Raw genomic sequence first — 21803 nt, forward strand, 5'->3', positions numbered from 1 at the left:
AAATGGCACTCAAATTTACTGAAGATCACGAATGGGTTTTACTTGAAGGCAATGTGGCGACAATTGGCGTCAGTAACTACGCACAAGAGCAATTGGGCGATGTGGTTTTTGTTGAGGTCCCTGAAGTCGGCAGCGACTTGAGCAAGGGCGACGAATTAGCTGTTGTTGAAAGTGTAAAGGCTGCCTCTGAAGTATATTCGCCTGTGAGCGGTGCAGTTGTTGCCGTCAATGGCGAATTAGAGGATGCTCCGACGCTTGTCAATGAGGATCCAAACGGCGGCGGCTGGTTCGCTAAAATCGAGGTGTCCGATCCAACAGAAATAGACGGTTTGATGGATGAAGATGCTTATAAAACATATATTGAAGGACTCGATTGATGAGGTATATGCCGCATACCGCTGATGAACGGGCAATAATGCTGCAAGAAATCGGTGTTGGATCTGTGGATGATCTATTCGTTGATATTCCTGCGGAGGCGCGTTTGACGGGCCTTTTGGATTTACCTCTGCATGCAAGCGAAATGGATGTTGAGAAAAACTTTCGTACACTTGCGGGTAAAAACCTGTCGCCCTATTCAGCCCCCTGCTTTTTAGGCGCTGGCGCCTATCAGCATCATGTTCCGTCAGTCGCGGATCATCTTATACAACGGTCCGAGTTTCTAACGGCTTATACACCATATCAGCCAGAAATCAGTCAAGGAACGCTTCAGGCCTTGTTTGAATTTCAAACGCAGGTGGCGCTGATAACCGGTATGGAAGTGGCGAATGCGTCCATGTATGATGGCGCAACGTCTTGTGCGGAATCAGTCTTGATGGCCTGCCGGGTAACGCGGCGCAAAAAAGCGATCTTGTCTGGAAATTTGCACCCGCATTACCGCGATGTAACACGAACCACATTGCAGTTTACGGAGTTTGAAGCGACCGAGCTTTCGCCTACTTTGGAAGGGCAGGAAGATTTCGAAGCTCATATCGGAAAAGACATCGCTTGCGTTGTTGTCCAGAATCCGGATTTCTTTGGCCGGGTCCAGGATTTTACTGATCTTGCGGAAAAGTGTCATGATGCAGGCGCCTTACTTGTCGTAGTCGTAAACGAAATCGTCTCCCTCGGTGCCATGATGTCACCTGGCGAGATGGGAGCTGATATTGTCGCGGGTGAGGGACAGTCAATCGGCGTTCCTCTTTCATTTGGCGGGCCATATGTGGGATTGCTGGCAACCCGTCAGAAATATGTCCGGCAAATGCCAGGCCGACTATGTGGTGAAACCGTTGATCAGGATGGACAACGCGGATTTGTTCTGACGTTATCCACTCGGGAGCAACATATCAGGCGGGAAAAAGCAACTAGCAACATATGTACGAATGCAGGTTTGTGCTCGTTGGCATTTACGGTTCATATGAGCTTGCTGGGGGAAACCGGTTTCACGAACCTTGCCAAGATTAACCACAGCGAAGCGGCTGCGACTGCGGAGTTGCTCAATGCGTTGGAGGGTGTCGAAGTTATCAATGACACCTTTTTTAACGAATTTACGCTTCGTTTGTCTGCTAATGCGAGTGATGTTGTCGAGAAACTGGCTGCCAAAGGTATTTTGGGCGGCGTACCGGTTTCAAGACTGCTTCCTGATGCCGAAGTTGATAATTTGCTTTTGGTGGCTGTTACGGAAACCTGTGCCGCCGATGATATTGAAAAACTCGTCTCTGCGTTGAAGGAGATACTCTGATGTTGAACAATCAAGGCAGACCAACCCGCCCAAATACATCTGAGCAGGATAATTCTGCGACGAATACATTTACCGGCAACAAAGCTTTGGAGCTGGAAACGCCTCTTATTTTCGAACAGGGTGTTCCCGGGCGACTTGGCGTCGATATGACCGAGCCCAAAAAAGTGAGTAGTCGGCTGGGGAATACGGCTCGAAGCAAACCCATTGGACTTCCTGATTTGTCAGAGCCACAGGTACTTCGCCATTTTGTCCGGTTAAGCCGCCAGAATTATTCTATCGATTCTGGTTTTTATCCGCTCGGTTCCTGCACAATGAAACACAATCCGCGCATTAATGAAAAAGTGGCTCGGCTGGCCGGTTTAGGCGATCTTCATCCGATGCAGCCAGTCAGTACCGTCCAGGGTGCTCTTGAACTGATCGATGATCTTGCCCACTGGCTCAAAACCATTACAGGAATGCCGGCAGTTGCCATGTCTCCGGCGGCAGGCGCCCATGGGGAGCTATGTGGCGTGATGGCCATTCGCGCAGCACATGAAGCGAAAGGGGAAGCCCGTAAACGGATACTTGTTCCTGAATCAGCACATGGGACAAATCCTGCAACTGCCGCATTGTGCGGATATAAAGTCGAGTCTGTTCCCGCACGGGAAGATGGTCGCATGGATTTGGAGGCGTTCTCTGAGAAATTGGGGCCGGACGTTGCAGGTGTAATGCTGACAAACCCGAATACCTGTGGTCTTTTTGAAAATGACGTGAAAAAGATTGCGGACATGGTGCATGAAGTCGGTGCCTATTTCTATTGTGATGGGGCAAATCTCAATGCTATATTGGGACGGGTACGGCCCGGTGACCTAGGTGTAGATGCTATGCATATCAACCTTCACAAAACCTTCTCAACGCCCCATGGCGGCGGTGGGCCGGGTTCTGGGCCGGTCGTTCTTTCTGAGGCTTTAGCTGCATTTGCCCCGATACCGTTTGTGACCCATGGAGAGAATGGTTTCGATCTTGTTGAACATGTGGAGGGAGAAGCCTCAAACAGTTTCGGCAGGATGAAGGCATATCATGGTCAAATGGGGATGTTTATTCGGGCTTTGGCTTATATGCAAAGTCATGGTGCTGATGGATTGCGCCAGATAGCCGAAGATGCTGTTCTCAATGCCAATTACATTCGTGTCGGTTTGAATGATATGCTGCATTCACCATTTGATGGTATATGTATGCATGAAGCATTATTTGATGATAGCAGCCTGAAAGACACCGGAGTGACAACTTTGGATTTGGCAAAAGCGATGATTGACGAAGGATATCATCCGATGACGATGTATTTCCCGTTGGTGGTTCACGGTGCAATGTTGATAGAGCCGACGGAAAGCGAGTCCAGAGAAACTCTTGACCAGTTTATTGGCGCCATGCGGTATTTGTTGAACAAAGCCCGGGATGGGGAAGCCACTTATTTTGCACAAGCACCTCATTTTGCCCCACGTCGCCGTTTAGATGAAACGGGAGCGGCGCGTAATCCTATTCTACGCTGGACCCCTGAAGAAGACGATCCGCAAAGCGATAGAACCCTTTCTGCAGCCTCCTAACCTCCCTGGAAATGCTGCAAACTTAAGCCCCGCTATTCATATAGCGGGGCTTTTTTCGCGCATAAAAAAAGCCTCGCAAAGGCGAGGCTTTTCGTATTCAGCTTTATTTCAATTAATTTAGCTGCGACCCCAAATCTTTTATGGACTGATCAACCAATGCATCAGATTGATTGTCCTTGAGGCCGTCCTGCATAAGCTTGGATGCGGCGGCAATAGCGACATCCACCGCAATGTTCTGAACTTCAGATACTGCTTTTTCCTCAGCCTGGCGAATTTTAGCTTCCGCCAATTCCTGACGACGTTTCAGTGAAACTTCCAGCTCGGCGATGCTTTCCTTCTTGAGGATATCTGCATCTTCTTTCGCCCGAGCGACAATCTCATCCGCTGTGGACAGAGCTTCGCGCTGCCGGCGCTGAAAATCGGCAAATAAAGCCTGAGCGTCTTCGCGAAGTTTTCGTGCTTCGTCAAGCTCCGCTTTGATTTTCTCAGCTCTCTCATCCAACTGCTTGGTCACCATCGCCGGGACTTTAAAGTAGGTAATGAGAGCAATGAAACCAAGGAAGGCTATCGCTACCCAAAAGGCGGGATCCTGGAACATTATGCGGCTCCCTTCATGCTAGACTCGACAGCTGCATCGGCGTCCGCATCAGACACGTCAATGGAGACGAGTTTCGAGACTGCAACTTTTGCCGTCTCAGAAGCTATCTCGCGAACATGGCTAAGTGCGGCGTCTTTTGCGGCATTGATACCGGCTTCCGCGTCTTTCGCTTTTTCTGCAAGCTTCGCATCCAGTTCGGCTTTGCTGGCGTCCTGTTCCTTCGCCATGGTGGCTTTCAGGTCAGAAACAATGCCATGGGCTTTGCTGCGGGCATCAGCAAGAGCGGCTTCATATTCCGCTTTTGCATTATCTGCATCGTCGCTTAGCTTTCTAGCCTCTTCCAGGTCAGTGGCAATGCGATTTTGACGGTTTTCCAGGACATCAGAAATGCGTGGAATGGCCACCCTCGCCATCAAGAAGTACAAGACGACGAAAGTAATCGCGAGCCAGACAAGCTGGGGAGGGAAATCTGCTATTGTAAGTTGCGGCATAACCGGTCCTCAAATCCAGGGGTTCAGATATCGATCGACGAAAAAGTGTCGATTAACCGAACAGGATCAAGAAAGCGATAACCAGCGCAAACAGAGCAACAGCTTCTGTCAATGCGAAGCCGAGCAAAACGTTACCAAAAACTTTTGGTGCGGCAGCTGGATTGCGCAAAGAGCCGGAGACGTATGAGCCAAAGATATTACCGATACCAACACCCACACCTGCGAGAGCGATAGTAGCAAGGCCGGCGCCAATCATTTTTGCGGCTTCTAATTCCATGATATTCTTCCTTCTAAAACAAGAACAACTTTAACGTTGAAAATAAACAATTACTCAGTGATGCAAATGAAGAGCATCATTAAGATACAGACATGACAGAATGGCAAACACATACGCCTGCAAGAAGGCGACAAGGAATTCCAGGCCTGTCAGAACCACGATAAATCCGAGTGGCAACCACCCGAGATAAATACCCAGCCCAATTACAAATCCGCCAAACACTTTCAGAAGCGTATGACCGGCAAGCATATTTGCGAAAAGCCGGACAGAAAGACTGATGGGGCGAACAAAATAGGAGATCACTTCAATCGGTACCAGGATGATCAACAAGGCAACCGGGACACCGCTTGGGACAAAGAATGTCAGGAATTTGAACCCATGCTTCAATATTCCAATGATGGTCACACCGACAAAAACCAAAGCAGCAAGGGCGAATGTCACGATGATCTGGCTGGTAACCGTAAAGGTGTAAGGGATCATGCCCAAAAGATTACAGAAAAGAACGAACATGAAGAGGGTAAAAATAAAGGGGAAGTATTTCCGGCCCTCTGAGCCCACATTGTCTTTGACCATATTGGCAATAAACTCGTAGCTGAGCTCTGCCATCGACTGCATTCTGGTTGGGACCATTGACCGGCCGCGCATGCTCAGTGTCAGAAACAACGTAATTGCCGCGATGGCGATTACCATGAAAAGTGAGGCGTTCGTGAAAGAAACGTCAAGATTGCCGATTTCCATCGGAACCAATCGTTTGATCTCGAACTGGGCGAGGGGGCTATGATCTGCCGACACGTTGCTGTTCCCGCTTTTACTGTTTCAAAACTAACAAGATCTTACCAACCTTCGGCAACATCCTATTCATCTACGTTCCCGGCGTTCATTTGCCTGGCTACTTTTATCGTGTTGTATAATCCAACACCAGCCCCAAGTATCAAAAACGCCAACAACAACCAAGGCTTTGTGTCCAACCACCTGTCGAGCAACCAGCCAAACCAGCCACATAACGCCATAGCCGCAACAATTTCTACCGACAATCGCCACGCCCGGCCATGTGCACCGGATCGCTCCACTTTCAAAGTCGCATTTTCCCAAGAAGCTTCTTCTTGTTGTTTCTGCGCTTTTGCAAGCCGAGCTTTAAATTCCTCTTTTGAAGGAGGTGTCGCTTTGGTCAATTCCGTCTCCTTTTGGATAGGTCTTTACCCACGATCTCCCCCTACAGAAAGCGCGGGAAACATACGGTCTGACCTAACCAGTGTCAAGACCTTACAAGCCGCTTTTTCAACATTGTAATTATTGTTTGTTTATGGGCCACAGAATAGACAAGTATCGGCTCACGCAGCGCTCTCTGTTATCTCTTTTGCTTTCTCTAAATCCACGGAAATAAGTTGAGAAATGCCCCGTTCTGCCATGGTTACACCGAAAAGGCGATCCATGCGGGCCATGGTTATTGGATGATGGGTAACAACGAGGAAGCGCGTATCAGAATTCTTGGCAATGCCCTCCAGCAAATGGCAGAGACGCTCGACATTTACATCGTCAAGCGGCGCATCGACCTCATCGAGCACACAAATGGGGGCAGGATTCGTCAAAAACACCGCAAATAGCAAGGCCACGGCAGTCAGCGCCTGTTCGCCACCTGACAGCAAAGACATCAACTGGAGTTTCTTGCCCGGTGGGCTGGCCATGATTTCCAGTCCGGCGGCCAGCGGGTCGTCGGACTCGGTCAAGGTCAGGTGCGCCTTGCCGCCGCCGAACACCTTCTTGAAGAGATTCTGGAAATGCTCATCGACTTTCGTGAACGCTTCCAACAATCGTTGCCGTCCTTCTTTGTTGAGGCTGGCAATGCCCTGGCGCAGTCTGGCGATGGCAGCTTCCAGATCCTCCCGCTCCTTGATCAGTGTTGTCAGTTGCTCATCTACTTCGGCCGCCTCGATTTCCGCGCGCAGATTGACCGGGCCCATGCCATCACGTTCTTTCTTCAGCCGTTCAAGCTTGCGTTCGCTGACCTCAACGGGCGGGATTTCCTCATTGGACTGGATATCGCCGGCTTCGCGAATCCCCTCGGGGGCACAGTCGAGCTTTTCCCGGATCTGTTCCGACAATCCGGCAAGTATTTGAGCGGAATGCTCCATGTCGGACTGGTGGCGGACACGTTCTTCGCGGCAGGCTGCAAGCGCTTCATGGCATTTGCGCAAAGCCAAGTCACAATCGGCCAGGATTGACTCAGCTTCCGCCAGTTTGTCCGATGTGCTGGCCCGTGCGCCTTCCGCCCTGGCGATCTCGTCCATCAGGTTATTACGGGTCGCCGCGATTTCGCCGGGTTTGTCTTCAATCCGCTGAAGTTCCTGATGGGTATCCTTAAAGCGCATTTCAAGCTGTACGAAATGCGCCGCCATATTGTTGTTGCGATCGATCCAGCCGGCGATTTCACGATCGATCGTGTTGAGACGGTCCCGCCTGGCCGCGGCTTCCCGCTGTTTCTGATCCGATTCGCTGCGGTGGGTCGCCAATTCCTCTCGCGCGTTCAGCAACGTGGTGCGAATCCCGTCGACAGCGGCGCGGCTGTCCTGGGTATCGGGCAGTTTCTGTAGAAGATTTTTATGATCCGCCAGCGCAGATTTAACGCCCTCTGTTTCCAGCCGAAGTTCATTTTCGCTTTCGCCCAGAGAGGCGAGGCGGGATTGCTTCGCCGCTGCAACGCGGATTTCCTCGGCATGAAGGGCCCGCATCTTGGAGAGGCTTTGTTCCTGTTCCCGTTGCTTGGTCCGCAATTGTTTCTCTGCAGTCGTCGCCGTTGCAAGACTGGCCGCTGCCGCCTCGAGCTTGGCAAGGGATTCCGTCACGGCTTGCTGCTTGCGCGACAGCTCAGCCTGAATTTCGTTCAGGCGATTGCGCTGTTCAAGCCGCGCGGCAGCGGCGGTCTTGGCGCCGGCACGACGGATAAAGCCGTCCCACCGCCATAAATCTCCCTCTTTGGAAACCAGTCGCTGTCCGGCTTTTAGCAAGGGTTGAAGTTGCACCGCCTTTTCAGCTGTTACCAGGCCAATTTGTGATAAGCGGGGACCCAGGGCCGACGGGCCGGTTACATATTTATCCAGTGTCTCAATTCCGCTCTCAAAGGCCTGTCCGGGAACGGTGGCATTTTCACTCCAAAACGCAGAGGCGGCCTCGTCCAGGGGCGCTTCCAGTTCGTCACCCAGCGCAGCCCCCAGGGCGTTTTCATATCCCTTGCTAACCGACATGCCTTCGATGATGCCGGGCCATTCCCCATTCTCCGTATTTGCCAGTAAATGTGTAAGGGCCTGCTCTTCCGCTTCCAACCGGGTCGCCTCATTTTCCGCTTGTTTATGGTGGTCTCGTTGTTGCCGCTCGGTCTGATCGGCACTCTGCCGCGCGGCTTCTGCTACATCGAAAGCCTTGGTTAGCTGTTCCAGGGCCGCAATGCCTTCCTTAAGGGCGTGATTTGACTGGGGCCCATCCCCAATTGCCCCCAAGGCTGTTTCCAGAACCTGCTTCTCTTTTTCGAAATCCGCAAGGCGGGCCGTTAGGCGCTCAAGCTGGGCCGCTGCCGTATTGCATTGTTGCGTAAGGCTATTTCTCTCCGCGGTTTCGATCGCGGCAGCTTCAGTCTTTTCATCAAATACCGATTGCAGCTTTTGAACATTCTCTTGAAGCGCGTTTACCTCCGACTGCAGCTTTTCAATGGAGGGAGTATCGTTTTCGCTTTCAATAATGAGAGCGGCTTTTTCCTCTTCCAGTTTGGTAACGGCCTCTGCCGCATCCTTTTCGAGATTTTTTTCGCGGATCATATCGCTCGAGATCTGGGTTTTACGATCCTCCAGCTGCTTTTTAGTCTGCTTCGCCCGTTCTTCTTCCGCATCGAGATTCTCGCGGGCAAGGGTCAACCGATGAACCGCGGCAGCGGCGGCGCTTTCCGCATCCCGAAGCGGTTTCAATGCCTCATTTGCCTTGAGTGTTGCCGTTTCGGCAATGGCGGACTGACGGGTCAGTTCGTTTACTGCAGCGAAGGCTTCGTCATATTTTATCTTTGCGTCCGCTGCTTTCTCTGTTGCCTGGCTATACTTCCGGTACAAAAGCATGGCTTCGGCTTTTCGAATATGGCCGGAGATATTCCGGTAGCGATTGGCTTGCCGCGCTTGCCGCTTTAAATTATTGAGCTGGGCTTCCAGCTGTTCCGCAACATCATCCACCCGCTCCAGGTTTGTTTCCGCCGACCGCAACCTGAGTTCCGCTTCATGGCGGCGAGAATGAAGGCCCGAAATTCCGGCAGCTTCCTCAAGAAGATGCCGCCGGTCTTTCGGCTTCGCGTTGATCAGGGCCCCGACGCGGCCCTGACTGACAATGGCGGTGGAATGTGCCCCGGTCGCCAGGTCTGCAAACAGCAACTGGACATCGCGCGCCCGGGCGATTTTTCCGTTGATCCGGTAATCCGAGCCGCTTTCGCGCCGTATTCGCCGGGTAATATCCAGCTCGGTGGAATCGTTATAGCTGGCCGGCGCCTTGCGCTCGTTGTTATCAAGGCCCAGCGTGACTTCTGCGGCGTTGCGCGCTGGACGAGAGGTTGTTCCGGCAAAGATGACGTCGTCCATCGCCCCGCCCCGCATGTTCCGGGCTGACGTTTCACCCATAACCCATGTCAGGGCCTCGACAAGATTGGATTTTCCGCAGCCATTGGGGCCGACAATTCCGGTGAGGCCGTCCTTGATAAGGAGCTCTGTAGGTTCCACAAATGATTTAAAACCAGACAGTCGTAATTGTGTAAACTTCACAGCCGCTCCATAATCATTACATCACATTTTAGATTTCAGAAATTCATCCAATGCAGCAAAGGACCGATCATCCTCGTATTTTTCGCCTTCGATGAATAACGTTGGCGTTGAATTAACACCATATTCAGTTGATCCTACCAGGCGTTGCGTCAGAATTGATTCGCCCAGCTTTTCATCGGCGAGACAGGCTTCAAATTTCTTTTGGCTAATGCCGGACTGCTTGCCGATTTTAATAAGCGCTTCGGTAATATTTTCCGCACGTGTCCATTCTGCCTGTCGCTTAAACAGGATATCGGTGATTGCAAAAAACTTGTCCGGGCCTGAGCATTCGGCCAATACAGATGCCTGAAAGGCGTATCGGTCAAAGGGAAAATGGCGAAAAGCGAGCGCTGCCTTGCCGGTATCGAAATAGTTTTCCTTCAAACCCGGAAACGCCGTTTCATGAAAATGTGCGCAATGGGGGCAGGTCATGGACGCATATTCGATGATGAGAATAGGAGCGTTGCGATCGCCCAAAACATGATCTGTTTCCAGTAATTCGGGTTCGGCCGCCCGGGCAGTGGAGGCTGAGAAGAGGCCTGTTGTTGCCGCTGCCGCGATGGGAAGGGCGCTGCCAGCAGCTACAAAATGTCGACGTGTCAGGTTCAATTTACGGTCATCCATACTATATGTGGTGCTATTATATCTTCTCATTGGTAATTCCTCAAACGATTCATTTGTTGTTTTCGCTAGATAGTGATTATTTTTGTATTTTGTAGTCGGTTCAGTCTGGTTTCTAGCCCTTTACGCCTTAGGAGCGGTCACGGTTACGTGAACCAAGCATGCTGGCAGCCAAAGATTCCAATCTCTGTTTCAGCTCGGAATCCGCGATATCTCCCGTTATATCCGTTATCCATTGCCGTTGCTTTTCCGTCAAGGGCAGCGGTTCGGGTTTTTTGGGGAGGCTGGTTCTGAATATCGGAGCCTGGATTAGTTTCAGTTTCAAAACTGCCCGGTACCCGAAAAAACTATTGATTCTTTCAAGGATCAAGGGCTCGAAATGTGTGAATTCAGGTGCCCAGCCAGAGGCAACCCGGACCCTCAATGTCGCGTCCTTATTGGTGTTACGCGAATAATTGAGTTTTTCCGGACTGGAGTAATTCGCGAGGCTGGGGCCGACAATGCTTGCCCAGTTCGACAAAATATCGGCTTGCGCGAAGCCGCGTTTCACCAGCGCCGCCCGGGCGGACTTGCCGACAAAACTTCCAATCGCACGCGGGCCTGCGGTTTTCTGTACCTTTCGCAATCTGGCTCTCTTCCCTCTATTGATTGTCTGTCAAATCTCGGTCATATACCTAAGCTTACTATGACCAATCAAAAGCAACCACAACATAGTTTTTCTGATCAGGTGCTGTCCTGGTACGATATTCACGCCCGAACACTGCCTTGGCGGAGTAAACCGGGCGTTCGCCCGACACCGTATCATGTCTGGCTGAGCGAGATCATGCTGCAGCAAACAACAGTTGCGACCGTTGGCCCCTATTTCGAAAAATTTCTGCAGGCCTGGCCGACGGTTGGTCATATGGCCGCGGCTCCGCTTGACGATATTCTGACCGCATGGGCGGGATTGGGTTATTATGCCCGTGCGCGAAACCTCCATAAATGCGCGATATCAGTTCAGCGGGATTTCGCGGGCATCTTTCCTCAAACCCGGGATGAACTGCTCAGCCTTCCGGGCATCGGGCCCTATACGGCCGCCGCCATATCTTCCATCGCGTTTGATCAGCCTGAGGCCGTTGTTGACGGGAATATTGAGCGGATACTGGCGCGTATCTATCGCATTACGGAGCCGTTACCCGGCGCCAAGAAAACCATCACAAAACGGGCGGAAGAATTGACGCCTTCGACGCGGGCCGGGGATTATGCCCAGGCCCTGATGGACATTGGGGCGACAATTTGCACCCCGCGCAACCCGAAATGTGAAGCCTGCCCCATTTCCGGTTCTTGTGCCGCAAATGAGAAACTGGATATGGAAACATTTCCGGTCAAGGCGCCCAAGAAAATAAAGCCGACACGGCGGGCGTTTATTCTCTGGCTTGAAACAGATGATGGCAGTGTTTTACTCAGGCGGCGGGATGAGAAGGGCCTTTTGGGAGGAATGATGGAGTTTCCCTCAACCTCCTGGCAGGCCGAGGAGGTGACAACTGAAGAGGCTCTGGCGCGGTTTTCTGATCATCTGTCAGCAGATGCATCTTTTTTGGAAAAGGATATGGTTCGCCACACATTCACGCATTTCCATCTTCATCTCAGACCCCTGCAGTTGCCTGTATCAAAAGAGATGTTTGCGGACATGCCGAACATAATCTGGGTAAAACCGGAAAATTTTTCGAACTATGCATTGCCCACTTTAATGACCAAAGTGGTGAAATCAGTGCAACAGGGGCAGGGTAACCTACTTTAGATGTTAAAGACCGGGGCTTTGAAATTCTTCTTTTGAAATCTGGCCATCGCCGTCCTCGTCAAGGGCGTTGAAACGGCTCATGCCCATCTGGTCTGATTCATCCATGGAAATATTGGTATCGCCATCCTGATCCATTTCGCGATACTCGTCCGGAACGGGGACATCGGAGTTTGCCACCGCTGTGCTCGGACGCAATCGGTTGGATTGAACATATTCCTCATAATTGACGGTATTGTCCTGATTGAGGTCATACTGCTTAAACAGGCTGCGCCGGTAATTGATTGCCTCTTCCTGGGAAATCAACTGATTGCCATCGCGGTCAATGCCGAGAAACTGGGATTCCTCATAAGCCGCTGACATGTTGGAGGACAGGAGCGCAATAACGGCTCCGACGACAATTGCACAAATCAATTTGATCATGATTTTCTCCCAACCAGCTTTTAGTCTAGTTCATTTCCGCCCGGACTTGCTGCCGAAGGACGTCTATGGAAACGGATTTCCCTTCCGCATCAAAATGCCAGAAGGTCCAGCCGTTGCATGTACTCGCCCCTTGCAGCTGTGCGCCCACTTTATGAATTGAGCCGGTTACGTCCGATGCAACCAGGCTACCATCGGGCCGGACTTTTGCCTTATAGCGTTTACGCGAGTCAAACAGTACCTGCCCGGCGGATAATAAACCTCTTTCCACCACGGAGCCAAATGGAATTCTCGGCTCCTGCCGTTTGCCCTTTGTTGCTTCCAGATCGGCTGGCGGCAAGGCTTGCGCTTTTTTGATCCGGCTTTTTGCAACGGCGATATACTTGTCTTCACGTTCCAGGCCAATATAGTGCCGGCCCAGTTTCTTGGCGACTGCGCCGGTTGTCCCGGTTCCGAAGAACGGATCCAGGATGACGTCGCCGGGGTTGGATGCCGCGGTCAGGACACGGTACAGCAAGGCTTCGGGCTTTTGCGTGGTATGGGCTTTCTCCCCATCGACTTTCAGCCGTTCCCCCCCACTGCAAATGGGAAGATGCCAGTCCGAACGCATCTGGACATCGTCATTCATGACCTTCAGGGCATCATAGTTAAACGTCAGGTTTCGTGCAGATTGGCTTTTGGAGCACCAGATCAGGGTCTCATGCGCATTGGTGAACCGGGTGCCGCGGAAGTTGGGCATGGGGTTGGTTTTGCGCCAGATGACATCGTTCAACATCCAGTACCCAAGATCCTGCAATGTTGCCCCGACCCGGAAAATATTATGATAGGATCCAATGACCCACAGGGTCCCACTATCTTTCAGGACGCGCTTCGCGGCTTTCAGCCAGTCATGTGTAAAATCATCATAGGCTTTGAAATCATCAAACTGATCCCAATGATCTGTCACCGCATCCACATGACTGTCATCGGGTCGGCGAAGCTCACCTGATAACTGCATATTGTAAGGCGGATCGGCGAAAATCATATCAACAGATTTTTCCGGCAACGCATTCATTAACGCGATGCAATCCCCTTTAAGGATTTTATTCAGCGGCAGCTTTTTTGTGTCAGTCATAAGAACCATTCAAGTCATTTATATTTCGACAATACTGATTCGGCCGATTCGCCGCGTCAATATATTTGTTGAATCAGTATCTTAAGGAATAGTTCTAAAGTTTCACTTAACTGGATTGCAGAAGGGCCCGGATTGGCGCGAAGCTTCGCCTATGTAGTGGTGTGACGCCAAATTCACGCAATCCCTTGCGGTGTTCGGCGGTGCCATATCCGGCATTTTTCTCCCATCCATAATGCGGATAGGCCTTTGCCAAGGCGCACATTTTCCGGTCCCGTGTCACTTTTGCCACAATAGAGGCGGCGGCAATGGACAGTGAAATCGCATCTCCTTTGACAACTGTTCGGGTTTTGATGCCAAGATCCGGATCCTTGTTACCGTCCACTAGAACGAAATCCGGCCTGGATTTCAAGTCCGCAACCGCACGCCGCATGGCCAGTAAACTGGCTTGCAAAATATTGATTTCATCAATTTCCTCAACGCTAGCTTCGCCGAGCCCGACGAGAGACGAATTTGTGATGTCGACGAACAGTCTTTCACGGGCGGCCCTGGATAGTTTCTTGCTGTCCTGAATGCCGGCAGGAATTTGATTTTGATCGAGGATAACAGCAGCGGCAACAACCGGACCGGCAAACGGGCCGCGGCCGACTTCATCGACACCTGCAACAATTCCGGTTTCTGCTTGCTCGAGGGAAAGATCGGGAAACATCAATACATGCCATTTTTTCATGAAAGAGGGCCAAAGCATAAATAATTTTCATGCTTTCGCAAATGCCGATCTGGATATCCGGGGCCCTAAAAGAGGGACATTTGTTTGGTTGCCGCCGCCGGCCGTTGGAACAGGTCCGTCGCCAGATCATATTTCCGCCGGCTGAAACCCAGATGACGGCAGGCGAGATTGAAGCGATGATTGATTAGGGCGGCATAGGGGCCTTTGCCAATCATCCGGGTCCCGAACTCGGCGTCATAGTCTTTGCCACCACGGGTCGACCGCACCAGCTTCATGACCCGGGAAGCCCGATCCGGATAGGTTTCCTGAAGCCATTGCTGGAACAGGGCGGACACTTCGTGGGGCAATCGCAAAAGCAGATAAAGGGCACTGACGGCCCCTCTTTGACGGGCCTCCTCCATAATATGTTCCAGTTCCGGATCATTGAGGCCCGGGATAATGGGGGCAATTTGTACAAGGGTTGGAATGCCCGCCCGCGCCAGTTCCTGTATGGCCGACAATCTTTTCCCAGGCGTACTGGCTCTGGGTTCCATGGCCCGGGCGAGGCGGCGGTCGAGCGTTGTCACGGACATTCCCACGGACACCAGGTTTTCCCGGGCGAGGGGGGTGAGCAGATCAAGGTCCCGCAGCACCAGATCGGACTTTGTCGTAATGGTGAAAGGGTGCTTTGCGTCAGACAGCACCTGTATAATCTCTCGCGTGATCGCGTATTCCCGTTCAATCGGCTGATACGGATCCGTATTGGTGCCAAGCGCAATGGGCCGGCATTTATAGGACGGCCTGGAAATTTCCTTCGCCAATAATTCAGCGGCATTTGGCTTGGCGAATAACCGGCTTTCAAAATCCAGCCCCGGTGACAGGTTCATATAGGAATGGGTCGGACGGGCGAAACAATAGATGCAGCCATGTTCACAGCCGCGATACGCATTTACGGATCTGTCGAAGGGCAGGTCGGGGGAGGTATTCCGGCTTATAATCGATTTCGGGTTTTCAATGGTTACCGTCGTTCTGAGCGGCTGCCCGGATGTTTCCGGATCCGTCCATCCGTCGAAGATGGGGTCGCGCCTGCTCGATTCAAAACGCCCGTCCGGATTCACGGTCGATCCGCGCCCCCGCCGCAGGTTTTTCACAAATGGGATGACCTGATCATTTTGCATGGATCCATTTTATCAAACTTAATAGAACAAAACAAGAACAAATATCTTCGACGGAAATGCAGACCCTCGTTCGTTTCATAGGGAAGTAACAAGTGAAGAAGGGATGCGGACATGAGAAAAATAGCGATCTATTTGTTTGTCACACTAATTTCCGGCGGAGTGGCTGTCCCGGCGGCGCTGTCACATGGCCCCTCATACGGGGGCAAAAATGTCAGCCACAAGGAACATAAATCCTCAAGCCATAAAGCGAAAATAAACTGGAATCAGGGAAAATCCCATGTTCACAAAAACAAACTAAAGCCGCACCAGCCGATTTATAAACCAAATGCGAAAAGAAAATATAATGCGCCCCGTCATCCCGTTTACTACGGCCACTACAAAAATCCCTATTACAAACGGCATTTTTACAAGCCGACATATGTATATGTGAAACCCTACAAGGGATACCGCTATCCCGGATATTATTCCTATCGGGGTTTTTACTGGCCCTTCGCTCAAACTCGGTTTGTGATCAATCTTTCGGACCGGCAAATAGAGCGCCATCATCGGGCTGTCTATTCTGCATTGGATGCGCCTGTCGGTGAGGTCGTGAGCTGGTATGACAAGGGGCGTCACGGCACAATCGTGGTGATCCGCGAAGGTGTGGATTCCAGCGGTCACCTTTGCAAGGAATACCGGCAGACCATCAGCTATCGCGGACGGGTCACCTCACAAACGGGTGTCTCCTGCCTGACATCGAAAGGCTATTGGATAACAGCATAGTTTTTAAGGGGAGAACAGGCTGCGGCGGCGATTGGAAAGAAAGCGCCGCCGCTTATTATTTTATCGGTCTGCCAGTTGGGACAGGCGTCTCATGCTGGCGACTTCGAGTAAATCGAAGGATTTGTCATCCAGTTTGTTAAAAGCAAATGCCACCTGGTTTTTACCGAGTAAAATTCGGGTAACCACAGCGGTGGCGTGAACGTCAGCGGTGGTATCCGGCGCATAGGCCATTTGGCTGATTGTAACCAGTTCGCCGACAGGTGGCCGCCCCTTGTAATCGTCAATTCGAAAGCCACCCAGACTCCAATCATAGGTATCGAATTCCTGATCCGCTATTTTTAAATGCAGCTTTGGTATTTCGTATCTGTGGTCTTTGCGACTATGAGGTCGGTATTTAGCTGTTGTAAAAAAGTTCGCCATGTCGCTTCTTTGTTCAAATCATTTATCTCTGCCCCTAGGAAATTAAGCGCAAATGATTAATTTTCGGTTTGCAAAGAAACTGACAGCAACCAGAAGAGTTCACGACTTTGATCTTTTCTGCCCCTCTTGCAGCCGATCAAACAGTTCCACAAAATTACACGGCATAAATCTGTAGTCTAGCTGATGGATCAATATATCATCCCAGGCGTCTTTTACAGCGCCCGTTGATCCGGGCAGCGCAAACAGATAGGTTCCGCCAGCAACGCCTGCCGTCGCTCTGGACTGGATGGTTGACGTCCCGATTTTCTGGTAGCTCAGCATGCGGAACAACTCTCCAAATCCTGATATTTCTTTTTCATACAGGGCTGTAAAGGCTTCAGGCGTGACATCCCTGCCGGTTACACCGGTTCCGCCGGTTGAAATGATAACATCGACATCCCCATTGTCGATCCAGTCTTTTACAATTGCCTGTATTTTCGGGATCTCGTCTTTGACAATTTTACGATCGGCAACCGAATGCCCGGCTGCTTCTATCCGGTCCACCAGTGTCTGACCCGAGCGGTCTTCTGCAAGGCCACGCGTATCGGAAACCGTTAAGACGGCAATTCGAACCGCGATAAAAGAGCGTGTCGTATCAATTCCGGGCATTGTCTGCTACCTTTTCTTCGTCAATATCGAGAGGCATATAGTGTGGCCATTCGCCGACGGCCATTTGATCCAGGCCAGGAAGATCCTGTCCCATACGATGTCGGTAAATCCAGAAATTTGTCAGCACTCTTTTGATGAAACTCCGGGTTTCCCTGCTTGGCATTGCCTCAATAAAGAACAACGGATCATCCATGAACCGGGTTCTGGTCTTCCATTTTTTTAGATTCCCCGGTCCGCCGTTATAGGCTGCGGTTAAATGAAACAGGTTCGTATCGACATCCTTGATATTCATTAAATAGGACAGGTATTGCTGCCCCAATTCAAGGTTATAAGCCGGATCGAACAGTTTCTTGTTGCTGCGGTTTCGGAGCGATCTATCCCCGGACAGATAACTTGCCGTTGAGGGCATGAGTTGCATCAGACCCTTCGCGCCAACGCCGCTTTTCGCCCTGGAGTAAAAACCCGATTCCTGTCGCATAAAGGCATAAATCAGCGCACGGTCTACCTTAAAACCATCTGATGGTTGCCATTTTGGCAATGGATATATGGCGGCATCCCAAGTGATATTTTCCGATTCCCAAAGATATAGTCCCATTCGCATGGCCACCGATGGCGTGCCGATTTTTTCTGACAGGGTCAATAGAAGCGGAGCCAGCCGGGGATTGGCGCTTGGAAAAGCCGATCTTAGTTCCTGGGCAGCAAGATCAAATTGCCCGATCTCACTCAAGGCAACGGCCCGTTGCGCCGACGGAATTTTGAGCAGCCAATCAAGGTCTGACTGACTGAGTTCCGGCAGGTCCCAGTTAAAGGGTTTTTCAACACCGAGTTGGCGAAGCGCCAGCAGGCCGTAAAATGTCCTTGGCTGTTCAGCCGTTCTCTCCAGATAAAGAATGGCTTTTTCCGGATCTCCAAGTTTGAGATAGGCGCGCGACGCCCACCAGTTTGCCGCGGTGTAGTTCCAGTCTGAAATTCGTCTGGTATCAGCCAGTTGAGAAAAATGACTGGCCGCTTTTTCTATGTCGCCCAATCGCCAGGCAGCAAGACCGGCTGTCCAATCTGCCAGCGGGACATGCTTTCTGGACTTTTTCAGCGCCGCTTCCGCATATTTGATCGCTTTTTCGTCCTTGGCGTAGAGAAAATACCTTTGCGCGACTTTTTCAAGAAGCTGGTCATACTCTGTTTGGTCCAGCAGCTTTTTTATTTTTTTCTGCTCAAGATATTTGACGGCATTTGTCGCTTCGTCGCGGTAAAGATATCGGCGAACAACGCGTTTCGCGTGGGCGACATTATTCCGTGTTTGAACGGATCTTTTGCGGGAGCTTTTATAGGATCTCGACAGATAGGCGGGTTGTCCGGGTCCGGTTCCTCCCAGATAGCGGCTTTGCAACGGGGGGGATAACGGCTTCCATCCCGGTTTGCGCCGACTTTTCGCCAGTTTGTGCAATCGATGGGCCCCGGGATGATCATAATAGGCTTTCATCCATAAATGCAGCTCTTCATAGCTTGCGCGATATTTGGTGGGATGCATATAGCGCTGGAATTTAACATGGCCCATCAGGATCGGGTTTGAGATGGTTTTGATAATTTTATCAGCCTGTTTCCATTTTCCCGCTTCTTGTAAAATGAAAACTTCGGAATAACTGTCTTTGTCCTCAAGCGATAAAATCGGGGCGATGTCGGTTGCCGTCGCCCCTTGGGAGAAAGACAGGAAACAGCCAAGCCCAACCAGAAGTATCCTTATTGAGGAAACTTTACGGGGAAGAGAGAAAAATGGCTTTTCAAAGAAAATCATAGGCAGATAAATACTTTAACCTGAGAAATACTCAATATAATTGGTTCGAAGAAAGATCATTTTATTCTCTCCATAGCTGCCTTCAGGGATTGCAAGTCGACCCACGCGTACTTTTTCGAAGAGGGGTGGTCAAGCAAAAAGGCCGGATGGAAAATCGCGAGGGTAGCAGATGTACCGTCCGTATACTGAAAATCAGTCCAGTGACCGCGGAGCTTATTGATGCCGGATTTCCGGCGATGGAGATAAGCCGCAGCTTCACCGCAAAGCAGGATAAATTGGGGTTTGGCGAGAGCAATATGACGCTCGATGAAAGGCAGGCATAACGCCAGCTCTTCGTCTGTTGGGGTCCGCCCGCCCGGCGGTCGCCACGGAAGAATGCTTGTCCGGTAGACCTCGTTTATTTCAAGCCCGATGGCCGCCAGCATCTTTTCAAGCAGCGCCCCGGTACTGCCGGAAAAAGGCAGACCGCTGCGATCTTCATCAACGGAAGGGGGGCGGTCAATTACCATCAGCCTGGAATTCGGATTGCCGCTGGCAAAAACTGTGTTTGTCGCCATTTTCTTAAGCGAGCATCCCTCGAACTCATTGATGGCATCTAACAGTTGGTCGATTGTTTTGCATTGCGCTGCACTTTGTACAGCGGACCGAATACCGTCTGTCAGATTGACGGTAGGAACGGCTTGCGACGCCTTTTGCGGCTTATTTTGCGGCCTCGACAATGGCTTTTCAGGAGCCGCCGCCGCAGTTGCAACGGGTTTAAAGCGGTCGACCGGTTCCGTGCCAATGGTTTCGTCGACACCTGCCTCAAGGTAAAATCTTATCAGCGCATTTATTTCAGGGATTTGTTCCATCGCATGGATATTACAGAGAAAATGGTCGCGATAGAAGATGGCGGGCATGAGAAAAATCATTGAATTGATTCAAAGTCGAACCGGATATTCCAGCCTATTTTGGATTCTGTTATTTGCTCGTTATCTAATCCAAGTGGCGGATAACGTTGGGGAAGGGCTGGAAACTGCCAAAGCGCCGTTGAAACAGGATTGACGCACCGCAAAAAAAATATAGTGTCATAAGGAAATTGGGCAGTATTTGGTCACCTGGTATCTAATTTGTTTTTTGGCAAATGACGGGAAATCGGGGCGCCATTTTACAATAAAATAAGAAGAGGCTGAGATGGAACGCGAATCTATGGAGTTTGATGTTGTAATTGTTGGCGGTGGTCCGGCGGGATTGTCGGCGGCAATTAAATTGCGCCAGCTTAGCATGGAGACCGAGACGGAAATAAGCGTCTGTGTCCTTGAAAAGGGATCAGAAATAGGGGCCCATATTCTTTCCGGGAATGTGTTTGAAACCCGTGCGCTGGACGAACTAATTCCGGACTGGAAGGAAAAAGGCGCGCCTCTCAATACACCGGTGAAATCGGAAAAATTCTATTTCATGACGGAAGCCAATGAACTGCAATTTCCAAACTTCCTGCTGCCGGGGCAGTTGCGCAATCACGGAAATTATATCATCAGCCTGGGAAATCTCTGCCGTTGGCTGGCAGAGCAGGCGGAAGAGCTAGGTGTCGAAGTCTATCCCGGGTTTGCCGCGGCTGAAATCCTCTATCATGAAGATGGCAGTGTTAAAGGCGTTGCGACAGGTGACATGGGTGTCGGCCGCGATGGGGAACAAAAACCGGCATATGAGCCGGGCATGGAACTGCACGCCAAATACACGCTATTTGCAGAAGGCGTGCGGGGATCGCTGACAAAAACCCTGTTTGAAAAATTCGACTTGCGTGAAAATTGCGACCCGCAGACTTTTGGTATTGGCATCAAGGAACTCTGGGAGCTTGACCCGTCGCAACATCACGAAGGCCAGATCTTCCATAGCTTCGGCTGGCCGCTGGATCGAAATACCTATGGCGGATCCTTTGTCTATCATTTTGAGAATAATCAGGCTTATGTGGGTTATGTCGTGGCTCTGGATTATGAAAATCCCTATTTGTCACCTTATGACGAATTCCAGAAATTCAAGACACATCCAATGATGCAGGAAATGCTCAAAGGGGCCAAACGTATTTCCTATGGTGCCCGGGCGATCAATGAAGGCGGTTTTCAATCGGTCCCCGAGCTTGCCTTTCCGGGCGGGGCTTTGATCGGATGTTCAGCCGGTTTTCTCAACGTTCCGAAAATCAAGGGGACGCATACCGCCATGAAATCGGGCATGATGGCGGCAGAGGCGATTGTTGATGCAATCAGTGAAAATGCCGAAGCGCCTGCCAAAACCCTCAGCCAGTATCCCGAGCTATATAAATCCTCCTGGGTTTATGACGAATTATATCGCGTGCGCAACAGTCGCCCGGCGTTCAAATGGGGATTGCTTGCCGGAACCCTTTATACGGGGCTGGATTTGAAGTTCTTCAGGGGTAAGGCGCCCTGGACCTTCAATCACCATGATGATTTTTCGGCGCTGAAAAAAGCCAAGGACTGCAAGAAAATTGACTATCCGAAATATGATGGGATCTACACGTTCGACAAACCATCTTCCGTGTTCCTGTCCAATACCAACCATGAGGAAGACCAGCCTATTCATTTGACGCTGAAAGATGATGCTGTGCCGGTTGCCGTCAACTATGCGGAATATGCCGGCCCGGAACAAAGATTCTGTCCGGCCGGGGTCTATGAGTTTTTGACCGATGATGATGGGTCAAATCCGCGATTACAAATCAATGCGCAAAACTGTGTTCATTGTAAAACATGTGATATTAAGGATCCGTCACAGAATATTAACTGGGTCGTTCCCGAAGGCGCTGGCGGGCCCAATTACCCGAATATGTAGATAATATCATTCGAAACACCGATTTTTGTTTAACTTGATACCATCTG

General features: G+C 50.9%; 22 protein-coding genes. 6 read left to right on the forward strand and 16 right to left on the reverse strand.

The features are described from left to right. Nucleotides 1–2: 2 nt before the first annotated feature. From gcvH to gcvPB, 3 genes are read left to right on the forward strand one after another with little or no spacing between them, the layout of a single operon-like run. The gene (gene gcvH / locus NBZ79_RS04220; RefSeq protein WP_251935790.1) at nucleotides 3–377 is read left to right on the forward strand and encodes a glycine cleavage system protein GcvH; all 375 of its coding nucleotides are present in this window, start codon (nucleotides 3–5) and stop codon (nucleotides 375–377) included. Next, entirely contained in the window at nucleotides 377–1717 is a 1341-nt protein-coding gene (gene gcvPA / locus NBZ79_RS04225; protein ID WP_251935791.1) for an aminomethyl-transferring glycine dehydrogenase subunit GcvPA, read from the forward strand. The genes gcvH and gcvPA overlap by 1 nt, the downstream gene beginning before the upstream one ends. Then, nucleotides 1714–3300: an aminomethyl-transferring glycine dehydrogenase subunit GcvPB gene (gcvPB, locus tag NBZ79_RS04230; RefSeq protein WP_420854581.1), complete on the forward strand. Its 1587-nt coding sequence runs from the start codon at nucleotides 1714–1716 to the stop codon at nucleotides 3298–3300. Before gcvPA ends, gcvPB begins: the two co-directional genes overlap by 4 nt. A 112-nt stretch (nucleotides 3301–3412) precedes the next feature. Here gcvPB and NBZ79_RS04235 read toward each other — a convergent pair whose 3' ends face one another. The 8 genes from NBZ79_RS04235 to NBZ79_RS04270 form a co-directional block, all read right to left on the reverse strand. Next, entirely contained in the window at nucleotides 3413–3898 is a 486-nt protein-coding gene (locus tag NBZ79_RS04235) for a F0F1 ATP synthase subunit B family protein (RefSeq protein WP_251935793.1), read from the reverse strand. Beyond that, the gene (locus NBZ79_RS04240) at nucleotides 3898–4389 is read right to left on the reverse strand and encodes a F0F1 ATP synthase subunit B family protein (protein ID WP_251935794.1); all 492 of its coding nucleotides are present in this window, start codon (nucleotides 4387–4389) and stop codon (nucleotides 3898–3900) included. The genes NBZ79_RS04235 and NBZ79_RS04240 overlap by 1 nt, the downstream gene beginning before the upstream one ends. Before the next feature lie 52 nt (nucleotides 4390–4441). Next, nucleotides 4442–4666, reverse strand: coding sequence for a F0F1 ATP synthase subunit C (locus tag NBZ79_RS04245; RefSeq protein ID WP_161313699.1), 225 nt, complete (start codon nucleotides 4664–4666; stop codon nucleotides 4442–4444). A gap of 54 nt (nucleotides 4667–4720) precedes the next feature. Continuing rightward, nucleotides 4721–5404, reverse strand: coding sequence for a F0F1 ATP synthase subunit A (locus tag NBZ79_RS04250; RefSeq protein ID WP_476749701.1), 684 nt, complete (start codon nucleotides 5402–5404; stop codon nucleotides 4721–4723). Nucleotides 5405–5520: 116 nt separating this feature from the next. After that, a complete protein-coding gene (locus tag NBZ79_RS04255; RefSeq protein ID WP_251935797.1) occupies nucleotides 5521–5838 on the reverse strand; it encodes an AtpZ/AtpI family protein in 318 nt (105 codons plus the stop codon). A gap of 159 nt (nucleotides 5839–5997) precedes the next feature. Further along, nucleotides 5998–9456 (reverse strand): chromosome segregation protein SMC, encoded by a 3459-nt coding sequence (smc, locus tag NBZ79_RS04260; protein WP_251935799.1) that lies wholly within the window; start codon nucleotides 9454–9456, stop codon nucleotides 5998–6000. Between the two features lie 21 nt (nucleotides 9457–9477). Continuing rightward, on the reverse strand, nucleotides 9478–10149 hold the full coding sequence (locus NBZ79_RS04265) for a DsbA family protein (protein ID WP_251935801.1): 672 nt from the start codon (nucleotides 10147–10149) through the stop codon (nucleotides 9478–9480). Between the two features lie 97 nt (nucleotides 10150–10246). Continuing rightward, complete coding sequence (locus NBZ79_RS04270) at nucleotides 10247–10741, reverse strand: DUF721 domain-containing protein (protein ID WP_251935803.1); 495 nt, start codon at nucleotides 10739–10741, stop codon at nucleotides 10247–10249. Between the two features lie 60 nt (nucleotides 10742–10801). On the opposite strand from NBZ79_RS04270, the gene mutY reads away from it, so the two are divergent. Beyond that, complete coding sequence (gene mutY / locus NBZ79_RS04275) at nucleotides 10802–11896, forward strand: A/G-specific adenine glycosylase (RefSeq protein WP_251935805.1); 1095 nt, start codon at nucleotides 10802–10804, stop codon at nucleotides 11894–11896. 3 nt (nucleotides 11897–11899) lie between these two features. Here mutY and NBZ79_RS04280 read toward each other — a convergent pair whose 3' ends face one another. The 4 genes from NBZ79_RS04280 to NBZ79_RS04295 form a co-directional block, all read right to left on the reverse strand. Beyond that, the gene (locus NBZ79_RS04280; protein WP_251935807.1) at nucleotides 11900–12316 is read right to left on the reverse strand and encodes an EF-hand domain-containing protein; all 417 of its coding nucleotides are present in this window, start codon (nucleotides 12314–12316) and stop codon (nucleotides 11900–11902) included. 25 nt (nucleotides 12317–12341) lie between these two features. After that, nucleotides 12342–13427: a site-specific DNA-methyltransferase gene (locus NBZ79_RS04285; protein WP_251935809.1), complete on the reverse strand. Its 1086-nt coding sequence runs from the start codon at nucleotides 13425–13427 to the stop codon at nucleotides 12342–12344. 106 nt (nucleotides 13428–13533) lie between these two features. Then, nucleotides 13534–14154: a ribonuclease HII gene (locus NBZ79_RS04290; protein WP_251935811.1), complete on the reverse strand. Its 621-nt coding sequence runs from the start codon at nucleotides 14152–14154 to the stop codon at nucleotides 13534–13536. A 65-nt stretch (nucleotides 14155–14219) separates the two neighbouring features. Then, nucleotides 14220–15311 carry a PA0069 family radical SAM protein gene (locus tag NBZ79_RS04295; protein WP_251935813.1) on the reverse strand — a complete coding sequence of 364 codons (1092 nt, stop codon included), beginning with the start codon at nucleotides 15309–15311 and terminating at the stop codon, nucleotides 14220–14222. A 111-nt stretch (nucleotides 15312–15422) separates the two neighbouring features. Here NBZ79_RS04295 and NBZ79_RS04300 point away from each other — a divergent pair, with 111 nt between their 5' ends. Continuing rightward, on the forward strand, nucleotides 15423–16073 hold the full coding sequence (locus tag NBZ79_RS04300; RefSeq protein WP_251935815.1) for a hypothetical protein: 651 nt from the start codon (nucleotides 15423–15425) through the stop codon (nucleotides 16071–16073). Nucleotides 16074–16133: 60 nt separating this feature from the next. On the opposite strand, the gene NBZ79_RS04305 is transcribed toward NBZ79_RS04300, so the two are convergent. From NBZ79_RS04305 to NBZ79_RS04320, 4 genes are all read right to left on the reverse strand, one after another. Continuing rightward, a complete protein-coding gene (locus tag NBZ79_RS04305; RefSeq protein ID WP_251935817.1) occupies nucleotides 16134–16493 on the reverse strand; it encodes a PilZ domain-containing protein in 360 nt (119 codons plus the stop codon). A 99-nt stretch (nucleotides 16494–16592) separates the two neighbouring features. Further along, nucleotides 16593–17141, reverse strand: a complete 549-nt coding sequence (gene moaB / locus NBZ79_RS04310) for a molybdenum cofactor biosynthesis protein B (protein WP_251935819.1) — start codon at nucleotides 17139–17141, stop codon at nucleotides 16593–16595. Next, nucleotides 17128–18933, reverse strand: coding sequence for a lytic transglycosylase domain-containing protein (locus NBZ79_RS04315; RefSeq protein WP_251935820.1), 1806 nt, complete (start codon nucleotides 18931–18933; stop codon nucleotides 17128–17130). The genes moaB and NBZ79_RS04315 overlap by 14 nt, the downstream gene beginning before the upstream one ends. 56 nt (nucleotides 18934–18989) lie before the next feature. Continuing rightward, the gene (locus NBZ79_RS04320) at nucleotides 18990–19832 is read right to left on the reverse strand and encodes a uracil-DNA glycosylase (RefSeq protein WP_251935822.1); all 843 of its coding nucleotides are present in this window, start codon (nucleotides 19830–19832) and stop codon (nucleotides 18990–18992) included. Between the two features lie 274 nt (nucleotides 19833–20106). Here NBZ79_RS04320 and NBZ79_RS04325 point away from each other — a divergent pair, with 274 nt between their 5' ends. Next, entirely contained in the window at nucleotides 20107–21756 is a 1650-nt protein-coding gene (locus tag NBZ79_RS04325) for an electron transfer flavoprotein-ubiquinone oxidoreductase (protein WP_251935823.1), read from the forward strand. Nucleotides 21757–21803: the final 47 nt, after the last annotated feature.

It is taken from the genome of Sneathiella marina (assembly GCF_023746535.1).
Lineage (GTDB): Bacteria > Pseudomonadota > Alphaproteobacteria > Sneathiellales > Sneathiellaceae > Sneathiella > Sneathiella marina.

What these genes read in the sequence shown, in the direction of transcription:
- NBZ79_RS04290 (WP_251935811.1), bottom strand. Translation starts at nt 14,154, where the DNA reads ATGAAAAAATGGCATGTATTGATGTTTCCCGATCTTTCCCTCGAGCAA.
- NBZ79_RS04245 (WP_161313699.1), bottom strand. Translation starts at nt 4,666, where the DNA reads ATGGAATTAGAAGCCGCAAAAATGATTGGCGCCGGCCTTGCTACTATC.
- NBZ79_RS04240 (WP_251935794.1), bottom strand. Translation starts at nt 4,389, where the DNA reads ATGCCGCAACTTACAATAGCAGATTTCCCTCCCCAGCTTGTCTGGCTC.
- gcvH (WP_251935790.1), top strand. Translation starts at nt 3, where the DNA reads ATGGCACTCAAATTTACTGAAGATCACGAATGGGTTTTACTTGAAGGC.
- moaB (WP_251935819.1), bottom strand. Translation starts at nt 17,141, where the DNA reads ATGCCCGGAATTGATACGACACGCTCTTTTATCGCGGTTCGAATTGCC.
- NBZ79_RS04280 (WP_251935807.1), bottom strand. Translation starts at nt 12,316, where the DNA reads ATGATCAAATTGATTTGTGCAATTGTCGTCGGAGCCGTTATTGCGCTC.
- mutY (WP_251935805.1), top strand. Translation starts at nt 10,802, where the DNA reads ATGACCAATCAAAAGCAACCACAACATAGTTTTTCTGATCAGGTGCTG.
- NBZ79_RS04295 (WP_251935813.1), bottom strand. Translation starts at nt 15,311, where the DNA reads ATGCAAAATGATCAGGTCATCCCATTTGTGAAAAACCTGCGGCGGGGG.
- gcvPA (WP_251935791.1), top strand. Translation starts at nt 377, where the DNA reads ATGAGGTATATGCCGCATACCGCTGATGAACGGGCAATAATGCTGCAA.
- NBZ79_RS04235 (WP_251935793.1), bottom strand. Translation starts at nt 3,898, where the DNA reads ATGTTCCAGGATCCCGCCTTTTGGGTAGCGATAGCCTTCCTTGGTTTC.
- NBZ79_RS04285 (WP_251935809.1), bottom strand. Translation starts at nt 13,427, where the DNA reads ATGACTGACACAAAAAAGCTGCCGCTGAATAAAATCCTTAAAGGGGAT.
- NBZ79_RS04305 (WP_251935817.1), bottom strand. Translation starts at nt 16,493, where the DNA reads ATGGCGAACTTTTTTACAACAGCTAAATACCGACCTCATAGTCGCAAA.
- NBZ79_RS04320 (WP_251935822.1), bottom strand. Translation starts at nt 19,832, where the DNA reads ATGCCCGCCATCTTCTATCGCGACCATTTTCTCTGTAATATCCATGCG.
- NBZ79_RS04300 (WP_251935815.1), top strand. Translation starts at nt 15,423, where the DNA reads ATGAGAAAAATAGCGATCTATTTGTTTGTCACACTAATTTCCGGCGGA.
- NBZ79_RS04265 (WP_251935801.1), bottom strand. Translation starts at nt 10,149, where the DNA reads ATGAGAAGATATAATAGCACCACATATAGTATGGATGACCGTAAATTG.
- NBZ79_RS04325 (WP_251935823.1), top strand. Translation starts at nt 20,107, where the DNA reads ATGGAACGCGAATCTATGGAGTTTGATGTTGTAATTGTTGGCGGTGGT.
- NBZ79_RS04250 (WP_476749701.1), bottom strand. Translation starts at nt 5,404, where the DNA reads ATGGAAATCGGCAATCTTGACGTTTCTTTCACGAACGCCTCACTTTTC.
- NBZ79_RS04315 (WP_251935820.1), bottom strand. Translation starts at nt 18,933, where the DNA reads ATGATTTTCTTTGAAAAGCCATTTTTCTCTCTTCCCCGTAAAGTTTCC.